Below are 19,632 nucleotides of genomic sequence, written 5' to 3'. Positions count from 1 at the left end.
TTTATTTTCTAAGACCAAGTTTAGATATCAACATCCTATAGGCTTCTAAATCTTTTTTCTGGTAATACCGCAATAAACTTCGCCTTTGCCCTACCAACTTTAACAAGCCTCTTTTTGAACTGTGATCTTTTTTATTTGTCTTTAAATGTTCAGTTAAATACTTTATTCTACCTGTAATAAGTGCGATCTGAACCCCAACAGAACCAGTATCGCTTTCATTTTTTCCAAATTCAGAAACTATTTTTTGCTTTTGCTTTTTATCTATCATAAAGCAACTCCTATACCATTATAGCAAAGCTCTAACAAACCTATTGCCATAATTTAAACTTACTATGATAGATTATAATATTTTTTCTTAAAAATAACAAAAGCAATTTATCCTTTTCGAGTTATTTTTAATAATAAATTATTAAATTGTTTAAAAAAATAAATATAAAATTAAAATATAATAATATATTTATATTTATTCAAACCAACTCCTTGAATTACTGCTAATATTTTTTCTTCTCTGGATTTTAAAATCTTAAATTCATTAATATTGATTTTAATTTCAGCATAAACACCATTTTTAACAAGATTTATCTTATCAGAATCAATGTAAACTTTTTCAAAACTTTTTAAAGATTCTAGGCTAATTAAGGAGGCTTTGCTCAAATTTTCACACAATGTAGAATCTTTTAACCTAAACATACCTACTTTAGTTCTTTTTAAATTGCTAACATAAGCGCAAGAATTTAGAGAATAAGCCAAATCTCTTGCAATACTCCTAATATAAGTACCTTTTGAACAGCTAATTTTTAAACTAAGCAAAGAAGAGCTAAAATCATAATTTAATCTTTGAATATTATAAACAGTCACTCTTCGTTTTTTAATTTCAAAAAACTTTCCATTCAAAGCAAGTTTATAGGCCCTGCTACCATCAATATGAACAGAAGAAAATCTAGGGGGACTTTGATAAATCTCTCCTACAAAATCTTTAAGCTTTAAATCTATATCCTCTAAATTAGGGATATAATCTGTTTTGCCAACTATTCTTCCATTAGGATCAAGAGTATCTGTTTCTAATCCAAATCTAAATTCTGCTAAATACTCTTTATCTAAAGAAGTAAAATAACTTGAAAGCTTTGTATATTTTCCTACAAGACCAATCAAAATTCCACTTGCAAATTTATCAAGTGTTCCAGCATGCCCAACACGATTTGTATTAAAATATTTTTTCACAGGAAAAAGAGTTTCAAAAGAAGTTTTACCTTGTTCTTTATTAATTAAAAGGAATCCATTTTCCAAATTTAATTCTCTCTTGTAGTATTTAATCCTTCAATTAACTTATTAACATAAAATGATTTAGAAAGAGAATCATCCTTAACAAATAATAATTTAGGAGTACTTCTAACTTTAATTCGCTTAACAATTTGACTTTGAATAAATCCCTTAGCATTATTTAAAGCTTTAACTGCATTATCCAAAGAAGCGCCTTCCTTAATAGAGCCCACAAACACTTTGGCATTTATTAAATCTTTTGAAAATTCTACTTTAACCACGGTTAAAAATGAATGAATTCTGGGATCTTTAATCCCCCCACCTACTATTAAATTGCCAATTTCTTGAGCAATAAAACTTTCAAGTTTAAACTTTTTTATATTCTTATACATAAACACATATATAAATAAAACAATACTAAGTTTTAAAAGATTTTTTCACCTTTTTTATCTCAAATGCTTCAATTATATCTCCTTCTTTAATATTAGCATAATTATCAATCACAACACCACACTCATATTGCTCAGCAACTTCTTTAACATCATCTTTAAATCGCTTTAAAGATGATATTTTCCCGGAATGAATCTGCAAACCATCTCTCATCACATTAGTAATCGCATCTCGCTTTATTAGTCCTCTAGAAACATAACAGCCAGCAATTACCCCGATTTTAGGAACATTTATTACAGCTCTCACTTCAGCAAAACCAATAAACTGCTGCTCAACATCTGGCTCAAGCATTCCCTCAAGAACTGACTTAACATCATTTATAGCATCATAAATAACATTGTACTTTCTAATCTCAACTTTTTCCTGATCTGCTAATACTTGAGCTTTTGCAGTAGGCCTTACATGAAATCCAATAACAATAGCATCGCTTGCTGAAGCAAAACTAATGTCTGTTTCAGTTATTACCCCCGCTGATGAATGCACAACTCTTACTCTAACCTCATCGTTTGTTAATTTTTCAAGAGAATTCTTTAAAGCTTCGACTGAGCCTTGAACATCTGCTTTTAAAATTATTTTAAGCTCTTTGAGCGTTCCTTCTTTGATTGAATCATAAAGATTTGACATGGTAACTTTCTTTACATTTTTGGAAGATTCATATTTTTTAAGATCTTGTCTTTTAGAGCTGATCAATTTTGCTTCTTTTTCAGTTTTAGTTACTTGAAAAGGATCCCCAGCTTGAGGCATTGAAGAAAATCCTAAAACACTAATGGCTTTAGCAGGTCCAACACTCTTAACAGAAACACCCTTGTCATTAATTAACGCTTTAACTTTGCCGTAGCACGCTCCGCCCACAAAAGAATCTCCCACATAAAGGGTTCCATCCTCAATAATAACAGAACAAACTATTCCGCGACCCAAATCAATCTTGGCATCAAGTACTTTTCCAATAGCTCTTTTGGATGGGTTTGCCTTTAATAACATCATATCTGATTGTAAAAGAATCATATCAAGAAGTTCAGAAATTCCTATTTTTTTAAGAGCAGAAATCAACACAAAAATAGTGTCTCCCCCCCAATCCTCAGATACTAAGCCGTATTCTGAAAGCTGATGTTTAATCTTATCGGGATTTGAATCTGGCAAATCAATCTTATTTATAGCAACAATAATTGGAACATTTGCTTCTTTTGCATGATTAATAGCCTCAATAGTTTGGGGCATAACACCATCAATTGCTGATACAACAAGAACAACAATATCTGTAACTTGAGCCCCACGACTTCGCATCATAGTAAAAGCTTCATGCCCGGGAGTATCTAAAAATGTTATTTCTCGACCATTATAAACAATAGTATAAGCTCCAATATGCTGAGTAATACCACCAGACTCCGTTTGATTTATATCTATATTTTGAAGCACAGAAAGCAGCTTGGTCTTACCATGATCAACATGACCCATTATTGTAATAACAGGAGGTTTTTCAATTCTTTTGCTTTGATCCTCTACCTCTTCTTCTATAACCGTTTCATCATAAATAGAAACAACATTAACTTTTGAACCATATTCTTCAACTAAAATAGTTGCTGTATCAGAATCTATTTTTTCATTAATAGTCACCATTACACCCAAAGCCATTAATTTAGCAATCAAATCAGAAGATTTTAAATTCATCTTTCTTGCAAGATCAGAAACAGTAATGCTGCCCATAATGTCAATTGACTTTGGAATAGGATTAGCTAAATTTTCTCGTTTCTTTTTTTGAAGTTGTTCAAAAACTTTTTGTTCAATTGTCTTGCTCTCAGTCTCTGCTTTTTTTCTCTTATAACTTTTTTGACTTTCTTGTTGCTGCTTTTTTTTCTCACCAAGCTTGCGATTTAACTCTTTACTATTCTCAGAATCTGATGAAGATGTGCTGCTAACAATAACAGGGACTTTAGTTTTTATAACTCTTCTAAAAGACACAGAAGTAGTATATTTATTTTGAGAATTATTTTTGGCAACATATGTTTTCTTTGGCGAACCTTGATATTGAGATGACAAACTGTCTCTGTTTTGCGAATATCCTCCAGTTCTGTTGTCTCTGTTTTGCGCATATCCCCCAGCTCTGTTGTCTCTGTTTTGCGCATATCCCCCAGCTCTGTTATCTCTATTTTGCGCATATCCCCCAGCTCTGTTATCTCTATTTTGCGCATATCCCCCAGTCCTGTTGTCCCTATTTTGCGCATATCCCCCAATTCTGTTGTCTCTGTTTTGCGAATATCCCCCAGTTCTGTTGTCTCTGTTTTGAGAATATCCCCCAGCTCTGTTATCTCTATTTTGCGCATATCCCCCAGCTCTGTTATCTCTATTTTGCGCATATCCTCCAGTTCTGTTATCTCTATTTTGAGAATATCCTCCAGTTCTGTTATCTCTATTTTGCGGATGTTCAGCTTTGCTGTTGTGCTTATGAAAATCAACAGAGCTATTTGAATCACTTTTACCACTTAAATCATTATGCGTTACAATTTTTACTACCTTCTTTTTTAACTTAATAATCTTAATTTTTTTGCCATCTTCATTTTTAATATCATCAATATTTTTCGACAAATTTACTCCTCCTCAAACTCAAAACTAAGCCCTATTTTACAACCCGGACAGGAGGTCATATTTTCATTAATAACAACACCACATTCAGGGCAAAGAAGCTCTTCATCTTCTTCTATCTTTTCTATAGACTCATCATTGTCATTAGCAATTATTATCATTCCTTCTTTTAATATTTTGTTAATTTCTTCTTGTTTTTCATAACTTACGCCAAGATTAAAAAGCACTCCCTCATCTGCTTGTAAAAAATTGTTAATATCATCAAGCCCCTCTTTTGATAAATTAGAAATCACAGAAGAATCGAGCAATTTAAGATCACTTATTTTGCTGATCTCTTCAAATTGCTCCTCTTCAACAACATCCTGCATAACTTTATCAAACATTTCGAGCGTTTCTTGCTTAAACTCTGAATTAGCCTTCATTTCTGCAAATTGACTGCTAGTTTTAACATCAATAGCCCAGTCAAGAAGTCTATTAGCAAGCCTAACATTTTGACCCATTTTACCTATAGCAAGAGAAAGTTGGTCATCGCTAACAACCACTAAGGCTTTATGTAAATCTTCGTCAAGAATATAAACATGCTCAATCTTAGAAGGAGTCAAAGAATCTTTTATAAATTCTTTAATATCTTTACTATAAGGGATAATATCGATTTTTTCTCCTTCAAGCTCCTTAATTATAGATTGAATTCTAACTCCTTTTTGACCTATACAAGGACCAACAGGATCAATCTCTTCTTTTTCAGAATAAACAGCAACTTTGATTCTGTAACCCGGATCGCGAACTATTTTATGAATTTTAATAATACCTTCTTCAATTTCTGGAATTTCAAGCGCTAAAAGCTCTTCAATAAACTTTGGATGGGTTCTAGAAAGAATAACCTCAATGCCATTTTTACCCTTTTTGACATTGTAAACTAAAACTCTAATCTTATCATTAATATTGTAAACTTCTCTTGGCGACTGATACTTCTTAGGAATTATACCGTCAGTATTGCCAAGATTAACATAAAGATCACCATTTCTATTTTGTTGAACGTATCCAATAACAACCTTATTTAACTTGCTTTTAAATTCTGATAAAATCTCATTATCCTCAATTCCTTGCAAGTCATTTTTGGTTCTTTGTTTTGCAACCTGAATAGAAAGCCTATCAAAAACTTTAGGATTAATTTCAATATAAGCATAACCACCTTCTACAATATTTTCCTTTAAGACATCTTTTTCTAATATTTCAAGCAAAGAATCTTTTACCTCTTTTACAATTTTCTTTTTTGCATAAACAGCCAAATCTCCCGTATCATCATCAAACTTAATAAAAGCATTCTCATTACTTCCAAAATACTTCTTATAAGCTATTAATACTGATTCTTTAATTGTTTTTCTAATAGAATCTATACTCATGCTGCGATCGTTTGCAATATTTACAATCATATGTCCCGTGCCCTTTATCATACAAACTTCCTCCTTAAACTAATCTGGCCTTCTTAACATCACTATAAAAAACATTTATTTCTTTGCTATCTGTTTTAAAAATAAAACTTTCTGGCTTTGACTCTAATATAAAGCCCTCTTCAAATTCATTATCTAGCATCAACTTAATCTTTTTACCTTCAAAAATTTTAAACTCTCTGTCACTTTTTATTTTTCTATCTATTCCTGGAGTAGAAAGCTCTAAAGTAAAACTATATTTAAGATTTGCTTCTAAAATTAATAAAATTATCTTATGCAAATCAGTTAGCAAATCAATACCCAAGGAAAAATTTTTACTATAAAGAACTATTTGAATTTTTCCATTATTTTTATTTCTAAAGATATTAATTTCTAATATCTCAACATTTAATCGCCTTGTTAAATCTTTTATCAAATTAAAAACTTCATTACTTTTGTCAAAACATTTAATCAACTGTATCCCTAAAAATAATAAGGTTCTTTTATAAGAACCTTATTAAATACATAAACTAAACCTTAAGTCAAGATTAACACTTAGCAAAAATAATGTCAACATTAAACCAAATTATAAGATTTGGCCAACGAAAGCCTTATAACCTTATAAGCTCCCAATTGCATAATAAGGTCTTCACAAATACACATAGATGCTCCTGTAGTAACAATATCATCAAGCAAAACAATCTTTTTGAATTGAAAATTTTTATATTTTGATCTTAATTTAATTTTATTTTCAAGATTTCTAAATCTAAGATTCCCTTTCATTAACTTCTGACTTTTTCCATACTTTCTTGAAAAAACATTTATATAATTAAATCCAAAACGGCTTAATAAAATACCAATGTATTCCATATGATCAAAACCATAAAATAATTTTCTTTTAAAACTACAAGGGACAGTTACTATTTGATCAAAATCAATATTATTTAAACATTTAGCAATTTCACTTGCTAAAAATCTACCAATTGACTTTTGAGCATCTCTCTTGTAAGACAAAATTAAAAATCTGTAATGCTCTTTATATTCAAAAAAATACATCAAATTTTCATTAAATTTAATTTTAAAATTAAAAAGTGACTTACATTGGTCACAAAGAGCATTAGAAGATACATATCTTTTCCCACAAAAAACACAAAAAGGCAAAAATATACTCTTTAGGACATTTAAATAACTCATACTAACTGGACTGAGAAACAACTTTTAAAACAATTTGATTTAACAGCTCAATTGATTGAAAAGGGGTAATATTATTAATATCTATGTTAGAAATAAAATTTTTTAACTCCAAATACTCATTTAATTTAACATGAATATCAGCGTCATTTTTCAAACCTTCCTCCCCATCATTACTATCAGAAGAAACAGCGGGAAGAAACTCCAAAAAAGAGTTACTCTTTCTGTCAAGCAAACTTTCTAGAATAACATTGGCTCTATCTATTACCCTTAAAGGAAGTCCTGCTATGCGAGCAACATAAATCCCATAAGAATTAAGAGATGGTTTTTCTTCAACTTCTCTTAAGAAAACAAGATCGCTGCCTTGCCTTTCAATTTTCATTGAAAGATTAATAAAAGCTTTATGATTAATAGACGACAATTCATGAAAATGTGTAGCAAACAAACTTCTAGCTTTAATATACTCTAAAATATACTCTATAATAGAATAAGCAATAGCAAGTCCATCATTCGTACTAGTACCTCTTCCAACCTCATCCATAATTATCAAACTCTTTTCTGTTGCATTTCTTAAAATATTAGCTGTTTCATTCATTTCAACCAAAAAAGTGGATTCCCCTTTGGCAATGTTGTCACTTGCTCCAATTCTGCAAAAAATTTTATCTGTAATGCCTATTACAGCTTTAGAAGCTGGAACAAAAGAACCTATATGAGCCATTAAAGTAATTAAAGCCACCTGGCGCAAATAAGTTGATTTACCCGCCATATTAGGTCCAGTAATTAAACAAAAATGCCTTTCTTTATCAATCCTTACAAAATTTTCAGTAAAGATTTCAGTGTTTTTAACATAATGCTCAACAACAGGATGCCTAGACTTTTCAAGAAAAATTTCCTTACCAGACGTCAATACAGGTCTTTTATATTCATTTTTTTTTGCCAAATAACCAAAGTTAACAACTAAATCAATATATGCAAAAAATTCTGCAACCTTTTTAAGAACTTTATTATGCTTAACAACATTTAATGCTATTTCATCAAAAATTTCCTGCTCAAAAGCAACTACATTGTCCTCAGCATTATTAATATCCACTTCAAGAGAAATAAGTTTTTCTGTTTTATATCTTTTTGAGGAATTTAAAGTTTGACTTTCCATAAAATGCGGTGGCACTTGAGCATAATTACTCTTTGTAACTTCAAAAAATAATCCCCTATTATTAGTTTTTCTAATCTTTAGATTATTGATCTTGCTAAGCAGTCTCTCTGATTCAAGATATTTATCAATATATTTATTTGCATTAATCTTTAAATCTTTTAAACTATCGAGCTTTAAATCATAACCTCTTTTAATAAGCTCATCGGGTAAGTTTGAAATTGCGCTATTTATTAATAAAGAAACTTTAGAAATACTGTCTTCTTCAAACTTATTAAAATTCCAATAATCAAAATTATGTTTATTGAATAAATTTTTTACCGTAAAAAATACAGAAAGGGCTTTTTCAATAAACAAAAAATCTTTTTTAATATATCTTTTCATTTGAATCCTAGATATTATTCTCTCAATATCCCATATATTAATAAAAGTTTCTCTTAAAGTCACAGTTAAGCCAATATTTTTGCAAAAAAATTCAACATGATCTAGTCTGGTATTAATCTCAGAAATATTTAAAATTGGATTTAAAATAAATTCTCGCAAAAGTCTCTTTCCCATTGCAGTTTTGCAATCATTTAACACAGAATATAATGAATATTGAGAAGAAAAATCATTATTATTTTTCACAAGCTCAAGATTAACCTGAGTTACATCATCAAGAAACATGTACGAAGAATCATTATTAATATCTATTTTATCAATATTGCTTAATAAATTTTTTAAATTATTTTTTATATGATTTATAATGAGAAAAATTGAAATGTAATAAGGCTTTTCCTCGTCAAATCCAAGAGAGCTCAATCCAAGTATGTTAAAATGCTCCTTTATTGTTTTTATTGCAATATCTTTATCAAGATGCCAAGCGGGAACCCTATTAATTAAAAACCGACTAAGATTAAGCTTATCTGAGTATTCATAATAAAAATTTTCAGAAACTATTATCTCTTTAGGAGAGTATTTCTCAAGATCCCTTTTAAGTTTTTCAAAAAAACTATTCTCGTAAAACATTATTCCAAGACTAGAAGTAGATAAATCTATATAAGAAAACGAATAATAATTTTTATAATCACTAATAGCAACTAAATAATTATTAACATCATCATTTAAAAAATCTTCATCAATAATAACACCTGGGGTTATTACCTCAACAACTTCTCTTTCTAAAGGCCCTCCAGAACTAGGATTAGACGCCTGTTCACAAATTGCAACCTTTTTATCAAATAAAATTAATTTTCTTATATATTCCTTACTAGTATGATAAGGCACACCACACATTGGAACATTTTCTCTTTTTGTCAATGTTAAATTAAGAAGCTTGCTTGCCTCAATTGCATCATCAAAAAACATTTCATAAAAACTTCCTACTCTGAAAAAAAGAATGGCATCTTTATATTTTTTTTTGATATCTAAATACTGCCTCATCATTGGGGTAACATTTTTTTCCATATGCTTCCTAAATAATATTGAATTACAATTGATATTATAAAATAAATATAATTCAATTAAAAAGCAAGAATATAAAATGATAAAAAGACTCTAAAAGCGATGTTTTATACAACTAAGTGCTATATAGACTAAAAAAAGAAAGTAAAGCCTTGAAAGGAAAAGTCTTTAAGGATTTTTATTGTCCTTTTCCAAAAGATGCTTAACAACATCGTCTGTTATATCAACAGTGCTATTGTGGTAAAGGATATATGGATTATTTTTTTTCATAATCAAAGAAAACCCATTAATCTCTGCAACATATTGAATACCACGAAGTATTTTGCTTAAAGATTCACTATTATTGTTTAAACTATTAATATTGGCCAATCTCTGATGCTCTAAGTTATTCTTTGCTAAACTAGACAGTCTCTTTAGCTCATCAACTTTCAAATTATATTGGTTTCCAAAAGATCTTGCATTATCTAAATCATTATCAGCAATCGATTTATCATACATCTGTCTTAAATTCTTAAGCTCTAAATTTAACGTATTGATTTGTTCTTGATACCGATTCTTTATTTGATCAAGATTAGCTTTTAATTGAGGATTTAAAACCTCAATCACAATTCTATCAAAATCAACAATTCCTATTTTAATAACATCTATCGAAAAAACATTAAAAGATAATAAAAAAAACAATGGTAAAATCAAAAAAAACACAAATTTCTCCATAGTATAATTAATATCTCATTTCAATTCCTAAGAAAAATTTAAATCCAGAATAATATTTGTAATAACTGTTAGCTTTATCATTGTCAAAATAAAAAGGATAAGCTATTACAAAAGACAGCGGCAATTGGGGTAAAAGACTTCTAATTCCAGTTCCCCAACTAAAAGCAAAACTACTAAAAGGTCTAAACAAAGAATTTTCTTGCCCTTCTAAAGAATAAGAAGCAAAATCTATAAACAAAGCATCCCAAACTAAAATATTTTTTAACAAAGGAATAGATATTTGCACAGTATTTACAAAAGAACTATAAATATTTTTCAAAATCCCCCAACCTCTAGCTTGCATAAAATTTTCACTAAGAATTATGTGGTGATGGGGCTGAATTTCAATTTCAAAACCATTACCAAGAGGAGGCAATATATTTGAATAGACACTCCTTAAGGTCAAAATAATATCAAAATAAGGGGTAAACACATCCTCATATCCTAAAAGAGAAAAATATCTCTCAAAAGTTGTAGAAGATTTAACAAAATGGCTTTGACCAAATAAAAATCCACCAAAAAAATCAAACTGCTGCTTTAGCAAAAATCCATTATTAGATAAAGAGGTAGAATTTCTTGTATCCCAAGCCGCGCTCAAACTAAGAGAATTTTCAAATCTAAAAGTCTTATAATTATCTCTTAAATAATAATTTGAAGGCCTGTTAACCTCATTGTCATAAAAAACATATTTTAAAGCGGTCTGCAAAGTACCAAGAAGGGTTTGCTTGCCAAGATAATTAGAAAAAGTATACCCTGTAAACGTTCCAAAACTAAGTTTAAGTAAAGAATAATTCATAGCATTAAAATCAGAAAAGCTTTTAGCATCTCGATATTCTTCCCAGCTTGTAAATGGATCAGGAACTTCCCTTTTGCCAGAAAAAATAGGCCCATTAATATCCTGATAAGCAGTATTAACAGAATGTGAAAAATCTATAAATCCACCCACCGTCCATCTTTTCTGCAAAAACCAATTATCTCTAAATGTCAAACTAAGGCTTTGCTCTAAAAAAGACAAATTTAGTCTTGCGGCAAAATAATAGCCTTCGCCTAAAAAATTAGAAAGCTCCCACTGCCCAAATACTGAGAATGGAAACGAAGAATTTGCATTACCTCCAAAATTCATACCAAATCCAAAATTACTTGTTGCTCGCTCCTCAATGTTTAAATTTATTTTCATAAGCCCTTCTGTATTGCTCGGAACAATATCTGGAATTACATTTGAAAAATAACCAAGCTGCTGTAAATTTGCCATGCCCATCTTAAACTTGTCCAAACTAAAAACATCTCCCTCTTGAAGAGGAATCTCTCTAAGTATTACATGCGAAGCTGTATTTTTATTTTTAGAAACAGCAATAGACTCAATATGAGCTTTATCCTTTTCTGAAATTTTAATTAATAAATCAACAAACTCCCCTCTTATCTTTTGTGAAGGAATAATTTCTGTAAAAATATACCCTTCCTTAAAATAACTCTCCTTAATTTTGGCAAAATCTTGCTCAAATTTAGAATCATTAAAAATATCACCTTCGCTAAAGGTAATAAAACTTTTTAATTCTTCTAGACTAAAAACTGAATTACCAGAAATTTCAAGCTTTCCAAATTTAAAAACATTGCCTTCTGAAAGAAAATATTTCAAAAAAACTTCCTTTTCCGATCTTTTAGAATCTTTAAGGGAATCTTTAACATCAACAGTACTATTGATAATCTTAACATCAATATATCCATTATTTTTATAAAAAGACTCTAGTTGACGCTTGTCCTTATCAATATTACTTTTTAAATATTTACCATCTGAGAAAAGAGACACTACTCTTGATGCTAAAGATTTTCTCAAAGTACTGCTTTTAAAGCTTAAATTTCCTTCAAAATCAATCCCTTTAACAACATATTTGGGGCCAGCTAATATATTAAAAATAATATCAACTAAATTTCCTTCTTCTTTGATTTCAAAATTTGCAGAAACATCAAGATATCCCATGTTTTTATACATCTCTTCAAGTTTGTCAATGCCTTTATTAACACTTGCAAGATTTAAAGGCTCATCGGTCTTAATATTCACCTTCTCAACAAGTTCACTATTCCAAAAAACTCTACTGCTATCAAAAAAAACAACAGAATTAACTAAAGATTTTTCTTTTACAATAAATGTGATAAAAAGGTCCTCACCGTCTATTTTAAACAGAGGCTTAATAAGCCCAGAAAAATAATCAAGAGAATAAAGATCAACTTGCAATTTATCAAAAATTTCATTAGAATATGCCATGCCAATGTAAGGTTTTAAAATATCAACAAAATCTCTTTCCCTTTTATTCTTAAGTCCTTCAAAATTAATACCCTTTATTATTTTCCCTTTGTAATTTTCAACTTGAGCAAAACTAAAAACAACAAAAAATATTAAAAAACTTACAAAAAACAAACCTCTAATTGAACCCATCTTAACCTCTTAACAATTCAATATTTAAATTTCCAAGAAATGCCTATATTATTTCCTATTCCATCTAAACCTTTTTTCATAAAATTGTAATCAAACTCATAATTAACCAAAAAAAATGGAGAATCAAACTCAATACCCAAATTGATAACAAAATTTAAATCTTTTGAAAAAGGAGTCATTTGTTCTTTTAAAAAACCAAAGCCTCCACTAATAAAAACACCCTCAACCAGATATTTACCCACCTTAACACTTGTATTGTCAAGAACATCAACAAAAGTGGGATTCCCGATTTTGAAAAAATTACTATTAATAGAATTCTTCAATATATCTGTCTTTATACTCAATAAGTCTAAGTTTAATACAGAACGCATATAATCTTCAATGGGTTGAATTAAAAAATCAAGAGCAATATCACTCACTATTCCAATTGCCATTTCAGCAGCATTAGTCCCTGCCGATCGCAATCCTCCCTCTCCCTCAGTCGCCCCTATTGTTGAGCCTGAAAGCAAATATTTAATCTCCTGCTCATTTCTAGAAGGATAAGACATAAACTCAATTTTCCATAAGCTTAAAGGACTATCAATACTTATTGTAACAAGCAGTTTATCATTTCTATCCTTAATAGTATTTGTAGCCTCCGCCTTTATCCATGGATCAAATTTAGCTCTACTCTCATTAAAGGATATATAAGAGCCACTTTTAAAGATAAATTTTTTATTATTATAATTAACAAAACCACTTGCAATATTCAAATCACCTTTAATAATAAAATCATCTGTTTTTGTATCAGATTTTATTATAAGTTTATCCCCCCTTGAAATAGTAGCTTGTAAAAAAGAAATATTACTATCTGGCCAATGAAAAGTAACGCCACTGTCAAAATTTATCTCAAGATCAGTTAAAATATCAAAATCTAAAAGATTAATATCAACTGTTTGCGGTCTTTTTGCTCGCTTGAAAGGATTTATTAATAAATCAACAACAGAACTTTCAAGAGAATAAACCCAAGCATTTGAAATATTTAAAATGCCTTTAAACATAATTTCATCAGCATTTCCTTCGATTGAAAAATCGCCTAAAGCATAGCCTGTAAAGCTTAAGGCAATTTTGTCAAATTTAATAGGAATTCCCGTTCTACCAGTCACATTAATATCTATTTTGTAATAATCAATAATAGTATCACTTAAAAAATTTAAATTTAAACTAGTAGAAACAAAAATCTTAGAATATCGATCTAGGTTAAACTCATTACTAAAAATGATTTTATTATCCTGAATTTCAACCGGCATATCAAATATTTCTAAAGCTCTATCACCACCAAACTTTCTAGAAGCTCTTAAATATTCAGTGCTAATTGATCCTTTTTGAACATTTAAACTTCCATTAATATTGGGATTATACAAGTCTCCATCAATATCAAATTCGCCATTTAAAACAAGATCATAAAGAATAAAATGATTGTCAACATTAAATAAAAAATGTGAATCCAAAAAATCTTTGGTGATTATTTTTGAATCAAATTTAATATCTTTTACACTTCCAAGAATTTTATTTTTAATTATTTTGCCTGACAAATTAAAACTAAGAGGCAAATAATCTTTTAAAATAAAGCTATATTCTCCGCTGCCATAATGGTATAAAACATTGATAAGATCATAATCAATTGAAATCATATTAAATTTTTCAAAATCATTACTAAATTCAATCGTAAGATTGGATAAAAATTCATTTTTATATTTAATATCTCGAAAGAAAAATTCGCCCTCTGTTTTGGTTTTCAAAACTCCAAATTGCTCTTCATCTCCACTTTGGAAATTTCTAAAATTTGCATTAAACTTATAAGAAAACAAGTCGCTATTAAAAACTATATTAGATACGCCTATAGAACTGCCTAGATCGTATCTTAGACTCCCAGTAAGAAACTCTTTTTTATTGCGTTTGGCTTTTATATCATATATATTAAGTTTATTGTCCAATAATCCTAAATTCATAGAAAACTGAACTGGAACGCCCAATAAAGTTAATTTATCTGTCTCAAGATATCCACTCAAAGAGTAATTTTTAAAATCATTCTTTTTAAAATTTAGCAAAAAATTACCATTAACCTTTCCTTCTAAAAGGGATAAAGAATTAAAATTGTAAAAATCTAAGTCTTGAAATTTAAGCAAAAAATAACTTCCATATTCATCGGAATTAATCCCTAAAAAATATCTCTCTGAATTTAAGCTAGAAAATAGATTCAAACTTCCATTAAAATTATCTTTTAAATTAAATTGTCCATATCCTTGCAAATTTGAAAGTTTGTTTATAAGTTTAACATCAGAAATGTACAATTTATCATATTCATATAAACCCTTAAAACCAAAATTGAAATTGTAGGCAGGTATTTTAGAAGCTTTTATTATATTAAACTTATCTATTTTAAATTTCAAATCTTCATTAAGGCCTAAATAGTTCCCATTAAAATTTATATTTATCAAAAGATCAGAAGTTTTATTGTAAACCCTAAAATCATTAACATTAAGGGCATAAACCATTTTAGAATCAAAATAATTAAAATCTAATTTGATACCAAGAGGGGATTCAGCAATAATAAACTTATCTTTAAGATTAACATCAAAATGCAAAGGATAAACTTTGTCCAAATAATAAAAATTCGTACTAATATTAAATCCACTTTCAAGTAGCTCAACAAATACACTGGAATGCAAATTGTGATCATTATACTGCAAATCGAAATTGTTTGATTTATAGAAATTTTTTCCTCCACTAGCATCAAGCACAAATTTGAAATTGTCTAACTTTGAAAATACCATTAAATTGAATTTTTTTAATTTATTTTTATGATAATCAAATTTATTTAAATTAAAATCAGAAATTAAATTTAAATACTTACCTGAAAATAAAGTCTTGGGAAAAAGATTTATTGGGTGAGAACTAGGAATAACTTCTTTTAAAAAAAGCAAAGGAAATTCTTTAATACCCAAATTAAGAGAAAATTCTTCATCATTAAGATCTCCTTTTAAAGAAATTTGAGAGTCTTTATTTTCCAAATAAATCAAATAGTCAACAAAAATTTTATCCTTTAAAAAAGAAGTTTTTAAACTTAAATTTTGAAAATTAAGATTTCCAAGACTAAAATTATCAGACTTAACCGAAAAAATATCTTTATCTTTATTAAAATCCAAATATCCATTTAGGTCGTTAAAGTTTAAAATTTTTGCAGACTTAAAGTTAAGACGCCCTATTGGAAGCAAATCTTTAAGAGAATAATAACCTTTATAGTTCACAACTCCCCTTTTAAGCTTTAAAAAAGCATTCTTAACACTTACAATTCTATCATCCCCCTTGATTTCAAGCTGCAAGCCTTGAATTTCTTTACCTATAGTGTCTACATTTAAAGACGAATCTATTATTCCTGCATATCTTAAATCTTTATCCTTAAAATCATAAGAAAATGCAAATTGCCCATTTAAACTTATGTCAAAATAATCTTTATAAACTTCAAAACCTTTGTTTAGCTTAATCCAATCTAAAAGATTAATATTGAAAAATAAAGCATCTAATCGAACAAAACCATTAGCCTTATCATAGCTTAAATTAAAATCAAAATTCTCTCTTCGTAAATTAAAAATTTTTAAATTTCCTTTTGAATAATTTATTTGGAACCCTTGCTCAAGTAAAGAAAAATAACTTGTTTTAAGCTCAAAAAAACTAAAATTAACATAACCATCCTTAAAGCCTTTTTTAAACTTCCCCTCAAAATAGAAAGTTGAATCTAAAATTCCATTATCAACTCTTTCGGACGGCAAATTAATTTCTAAATTTTTAACAACACCAAAATCAACTACAGAGCTAAATAAAAAATCTTCATCTACGGTACTTAAGGAAAAATTTTTAACCTTAAAATTCAACCAACTACTATTATTAAGCTTAATATTAATATTGATATTTTCTAAATTAATATTTAATCTATAAAGATAGTTTAAAATTTTATTTAAAATTACATTGCCATTGTCAGGATAAACATTGCTGGGATTTAAATCGCCAGATAAACTAAAGTCGTTTATATCAAAATTAAAATTACTCCCTTTAACATAAACATTTAAAATAATATTTTCATCACCTAAAATCAATTTAAACAGATTTAAATCTACCCTAACAATATCTATTAATATTTTATCTTTTCCATCCAGGCTTAACTCTAAACCGTCTATCTTAATTGACGACAAGAAATACGGTGAAATTTTATCATATTTAATACTAAAGCCAAATTTTGATTCAAGATATTTTATAGCAAAAAACTTTGCAGAATGAATTTGAACTTGAACAAATAGATTAATGGAAAAAATTATTAAAACAAAAATAAAAAATGGTAAAATCAACAATAAAAATGTCTTACTTCTCAAAAACAACAAATTCATAAACTCATATATTGATAATTATTATTATATAATAATTATCAATAACCTAATTATTGACAACAAAAGAAAGGAAGAAAAAAATATTTGTGATTAAAATATTGAAAAACTTTTATTGCATAGAAGGAATTGATGGAAGCGGAAAAACAAGCATCACCAATAAACTGAAAGCTCTTTGCAACGATGAATCAAGGTATTATTTTACAAAAGAACCATCAAGCGGAATAATTGGAGAAATGATAAGAAAACAATTAATGAATTTTGAAAATCCTTTAAAAGAATCAACATTTGCATATCTTTATGCTGCAGATCGACATGATCATTTATATAAAAAAGGTGGAATAATAGAAATTTTAAGCACAAAACCCGTAAAAATAATAACTGATCGCTATTTATTCTCATCAATTGCCTATCAAGGAAAATTAGGATATGAATTAAATAAAAATTTTCCATTGCCTGAAAAAGTATTCTTTATTGAAACAGATCCAAATATAGCTTATGAAAGAATACAAAAAAATAGAACACAAAGTGATCTTTTTGAGCTTGAAAAATACAAAACTTTTGAACAAATTGCCCTAAAATACTTAAAAATATTTAAAAAATTAGAAAAAAAAATTAATGTGATTTACATTGATAATTCAATAAAAGATAATTTAGATAAAAACGCAAAAAAAATTTTTAATCTAATAAAATTTTAATATAATTAATCATATGATTAATTATATCCTTAAAAACGTCACCTTTCAAATAAATTTAATTTTACTTCTTTTAGTAGCAGTTGTAAAGGTAAATGCATCGTCCAAATTTTATTATGCAGAACAATGGTATGTAATCTTTAACTCTCAAATGAAAAAGAAGCCTGAAAACTACAAAAAAAATATATTTTTTCTCCAAAAAGCCTTAAAATACCCATTTGGAAATCCAAAATACTCATTAACTAAAATAGAAACTAAAAAGCAGTGGGAAAAATATAAACTTCTTTTCAAAATGCATGTAAACTTGCTTTTAGTTAAGCAAAATTTAAATTTGGGAGATCTATTCGACACAAGAAATTTATATTTTTTCAAAACTCCAGAAAAAAATGGAATTATTCTCAACCTAGAAAAATCAAAAAAATTATATCAAATGGCTATTAATTACTACAATGAAGCACTAAAATACCACAAAAAGCTTGAAAATTACAAATCTGTTAAGCTGAAAAACGATGGAATAACAAACTGGGAAGATGAATATCATAAAATTTCTCTTAAAAAGCTTAATTACTATGACATTATTAAAAAAGAACTACTAAGGATCGACGAAACTAAAGCATTTTTTGAACAAAGGCCAAATTATTATTAAAAAAATTCTTTGCCATCTTTGGAAAAAAAAATTTTATTTATATAATCCTTATTTAAAGAAAACTTAAAAACAAGATCTTTAAAATTATCTTTACTCAAAATGCTATATTCTGAGAAAAGAGTTATTAACGCTCTTTCTGCTAAAAAAGGCAGTTCTAAAATATTTCTTAAAATTTCAGATCTAAATACACACGCTTTTTCACTAGCCAAAGAATTTACAAAATTTGAATTTTCAACATCAGTACTTAACGCTACAACCTCATTTTCAAGAAATTTTTTATCCCCTTGTGAATACAGCAAAGCAAATGGCTTTAAAAAGGAAAAAAAATATTCCTTGCCTACAAGATAATGATGCATTGAACATCTTGTAGAGTAATTTGGATAAATAGCAGATTCAATATCTTCATCGCCACCAACAATAAGCAAAGGATCAAAATAAGGAGCTGGAATTTCTTTATTGTTGTAAAAATAATACCTATACGAAAAAAAAGATTCTTCCATGCAATCAATGTGTCCACAATAAGCACCAAGCTTATAAATCTTATCTGAATATTCTACCAAAAGCTTAGCAGTATCATTAAAAGATTCTTTTCTAAAATTATAAAGCAATGTAGGTAATATAAATAAAATATTCTCATTTAATGAAATTTTATTTAAAACAAAAATTAAACGTTCATCATAAAAACATGCCTCATCAATAATAAAAGTGCCACAACTGGGATTAGAAGCTATTAAATTTTCAATATCAAAAGAGTTTTTAGCAAAACCAATCTCATCAATTTTATCTTTTCCGCCACCCCTATATGGTATTACGTTTTCTGGATAATCTTGAAACCTTCTCTTATCGAGAAAATTTCTAATAAAAAATACATTAACCCTGCTTCTATTTCCTTTAATAATATTGCCCAATACCTTGAGAGATTTTTTTCTTACAACAAGCGAATCTTTATAAATTTTTGCAGCATATTCTGTTTTTCCACTTCCCATAGGTCCAACTACAAGAATTAAGTTTACTTTGACTTTAAAATCAAAATGACTAATATAGACAATGTTATTTAATTTAGCATCTTCTTTATTAGCAAAGTCCAAACAAAAGCCCAAAAGTCCCCCTAAAGTAAATTAAAACTCAATTATACAAACAAAGAACAACAAAAAACATTAACATTAAAAGTCGAAAAAA

The 19,632-nt window shown here is 28.2% G+C and carries 14 protein-coding genes; 2 read left to right on the top strand and 12 right to left on the bottom strand.

Features of this window, described 5'->3' with window-relative positions:
- Position 1: 1 nt before the first annotated feature.
- The 11 genes from rpsO to QIA22_RS04575 form a co-directional block, all read right to left on the bottom strand.
- Positions 2 to 268 carry a 30S ribosomal protein S15 gene (rpsO, locus tag QIA22_RS04625; RefSeq protein ID WP_014024011.1) on the bottom strand — a complete coding sequence of 89 codons (267 nt, stop codon included), beginning with the start codon at positions 266 to 268 and terminating at the stop codon, positions 2 to 4.
- A 170-nt stretch (positions 269 to 438) separates the two neighbouring features.
- Complete coding sequence (gene truB, locus QIA22_RS04620; RefSeq protein ID WP_301612121.1) at positions 439 to 1,287, bottom strand: tRNA pseudouridine(55) synthase TruB; 849 nt, start codon at positions 1,285 to 1,287, stop codon at positions 439 to 441.
- A 2-nt stretch (positions 1,288 to 1,289) separates the two neighbouring features.
- On the bottom strand, positions 1,290 to 1,652 hold the full coding sequence (gene rbfA / locus QIA22_RS04615; RefSeq protein ID WP_301612119.1) for a 30S ribosome-binding factor RbfA: 363 nt from the start codon (positions 1,650 to 1,652) through the stop codon (positions 1,290 to 1,292).
- A 25-nt stretch (positions 1,653 to 1,677) separates the two neighbouring features.
- A complete protein-coding gene (gene infB / locus QIA22_RS04610; RefSeq protein ID WP_301612117.1) occupies positions 1,678 to 4,293 on the bottom strand; it encodes a translation initiation factor IF-2 in 2,616 nt (871 codons plus the stop codon).
- Between the two features lie 2 nt (positions 4,294 to 4,295).
- Positions 4,296 to 5,744: a transcription termination factor NusA gene (gene nusA / locus QIA22_RS04605; RefSeq protein WP_301612116.1), complete on the bottom strand. Its 1,449-nt coding sequence runs from the start codon at positions 5,742 to 5,744 to the stop codon at positions 4,296 to 4,298.
- A gap of 13 nt (positions 5,745 to 5,757) precedes the next feature.
- The gene (rimP, locus tag QIA22_RS04600; protein WP_301612115.1) at positions 5,758 to 6,195 is read right to left on the bottom strand and encodes a ribosome maturation factor RimP; all 438 of its coding nucleotides are present in this window, start codon (positions 6,193 to 6,195) and stop codon (positions 5,758 to 5,760) included.
- A gap of 101 nt (positions 6,196 to 6,296) precedes the next feature.
- Positions 6,297 to 6,914, bottom strand: a complete 618-nt coding sequence (locus tag QIA22_RS04595) for a ComF family protein (RefSeq protein ID WP_301612114.1) — start codon at positions 6,912 to 6,914, stop codon at positions 6,297 to 6,299.
- Position 6,915: 1 nt separating this feature from the next.
- Positions 6,916 to 9,507 carry a DNA mismatch repair protein MutS gene (mutS, locus tag QIA22_RS04590; protein ID WP_301612113.1) on the bottom strand — a complete coding sequence of 864 codons (2,592 nt, stop codon included), beginning with the start codon at positions 9,505 to 9,507 and terminating at the stop codon, positions 6,916 to 6,918.
- Positions 9,508 to 9,672: 165 nt separating this feature from the next.
- The gene (locus tag QIA22_RS04585; RefSeq protein ID WP_301612112.1) at positions 9,673 to 10,206 is read right to left on the bottom strand and encodes an OmpH family outer membrane protein; all 534 of its coding nucleotides are present in this window, start codon (positions 10,204 to 10,206) and stop codon (positions 9,673 to 9,675) included.
- A gap of 19 nt (positions 10,207 to 10,225) precedes the next feature.
- Positions 10,226 to 12,691 (bottom strand): outer membrane protein assembly factor BamA, encoded by a 2,466-nt coding sequence (gene bamA, locus QIA22_RS04580; protein ID WP_301612110.1) that lies wholly within the window; start codon positions 12,689 to 12,691, stop codon positions 10,226 to 10,228.
- A gap of 17 nt (positions 12,692 to 12,708) precedes the next feature.
- Complete coding sequence (locus QIA22_RS04575; protein WP_301612109.1) at positions 12,709 to 17,115, bottom strand: translocation/assembly module TamB domain-containing protein; 4,407 nt, start codon at positions 17,113 to 17,115, stop codon at positions 12,709 to 12,711.
- Positions 17,116 to 17,201: 86 nt separating this feature from the next.
- Between QIA22_RS04575 and tmk the strand changes: the two genes are divergently transcribed.
- Positions 17,202 to 17,810: a dTMP kinase gene (tmk, locus tag QIA22_RS04570; protein WP_301612107.1), complete on the top strand. Its 609-nt coding sequence runs from the start codon at positions 17,202 to 17,204 to the stop codon at positions 17,808 to 17,810.
- Between the two features lie 13 nt (positions 17,811 to 17,823).
- The gene (locus QIA22_RS04565) at positions 17,824 to 18,453 is read left to right on the top strand and encodes a hypothetical protein (RefSeq protein ID WP_301612106.1); all 630 of its coding nucleotides are present in this window, start codon (positions 17,824 to 17,826) and stop codon (positions 18,451 to 18,453) included.
- On the opposite strand, the gene QIA22_RS04560 is transcribed toward QIA22_RS04565, so the two are convergent.
- Positions 18,450 to 19,553, bottom strand: coding sequence for a thymidine kinase (locus tag QIA22_RS04560; RefSeq protein WP_301612104.1), 1,104 nt, complete (start codon positions 19,551 to 19,553; stop codon positions 18,450 to 18,452). The two genes, QIA22_RS04565 and QIA22_RS04560, sit on opposite strands and share 4 nt — an antisense overlap.
- Positions 19,554 to 19,632: the final 79 nt, after the last annotated feature.

Origin of the sequence: Borreliella kurtenbachii, from assembly GCF_030437945.2 — a bacterium.
GTDB lineage: Bacteria > Spirochaetota > Spirochaetia > Borreliales > Borreliaceae > Borreliella > Borreliella carolinensis.
Note: the sequence above shows the minus strand (reverse complement) of the source record. Positions and strands in the feature narration are given on the sequence as shown.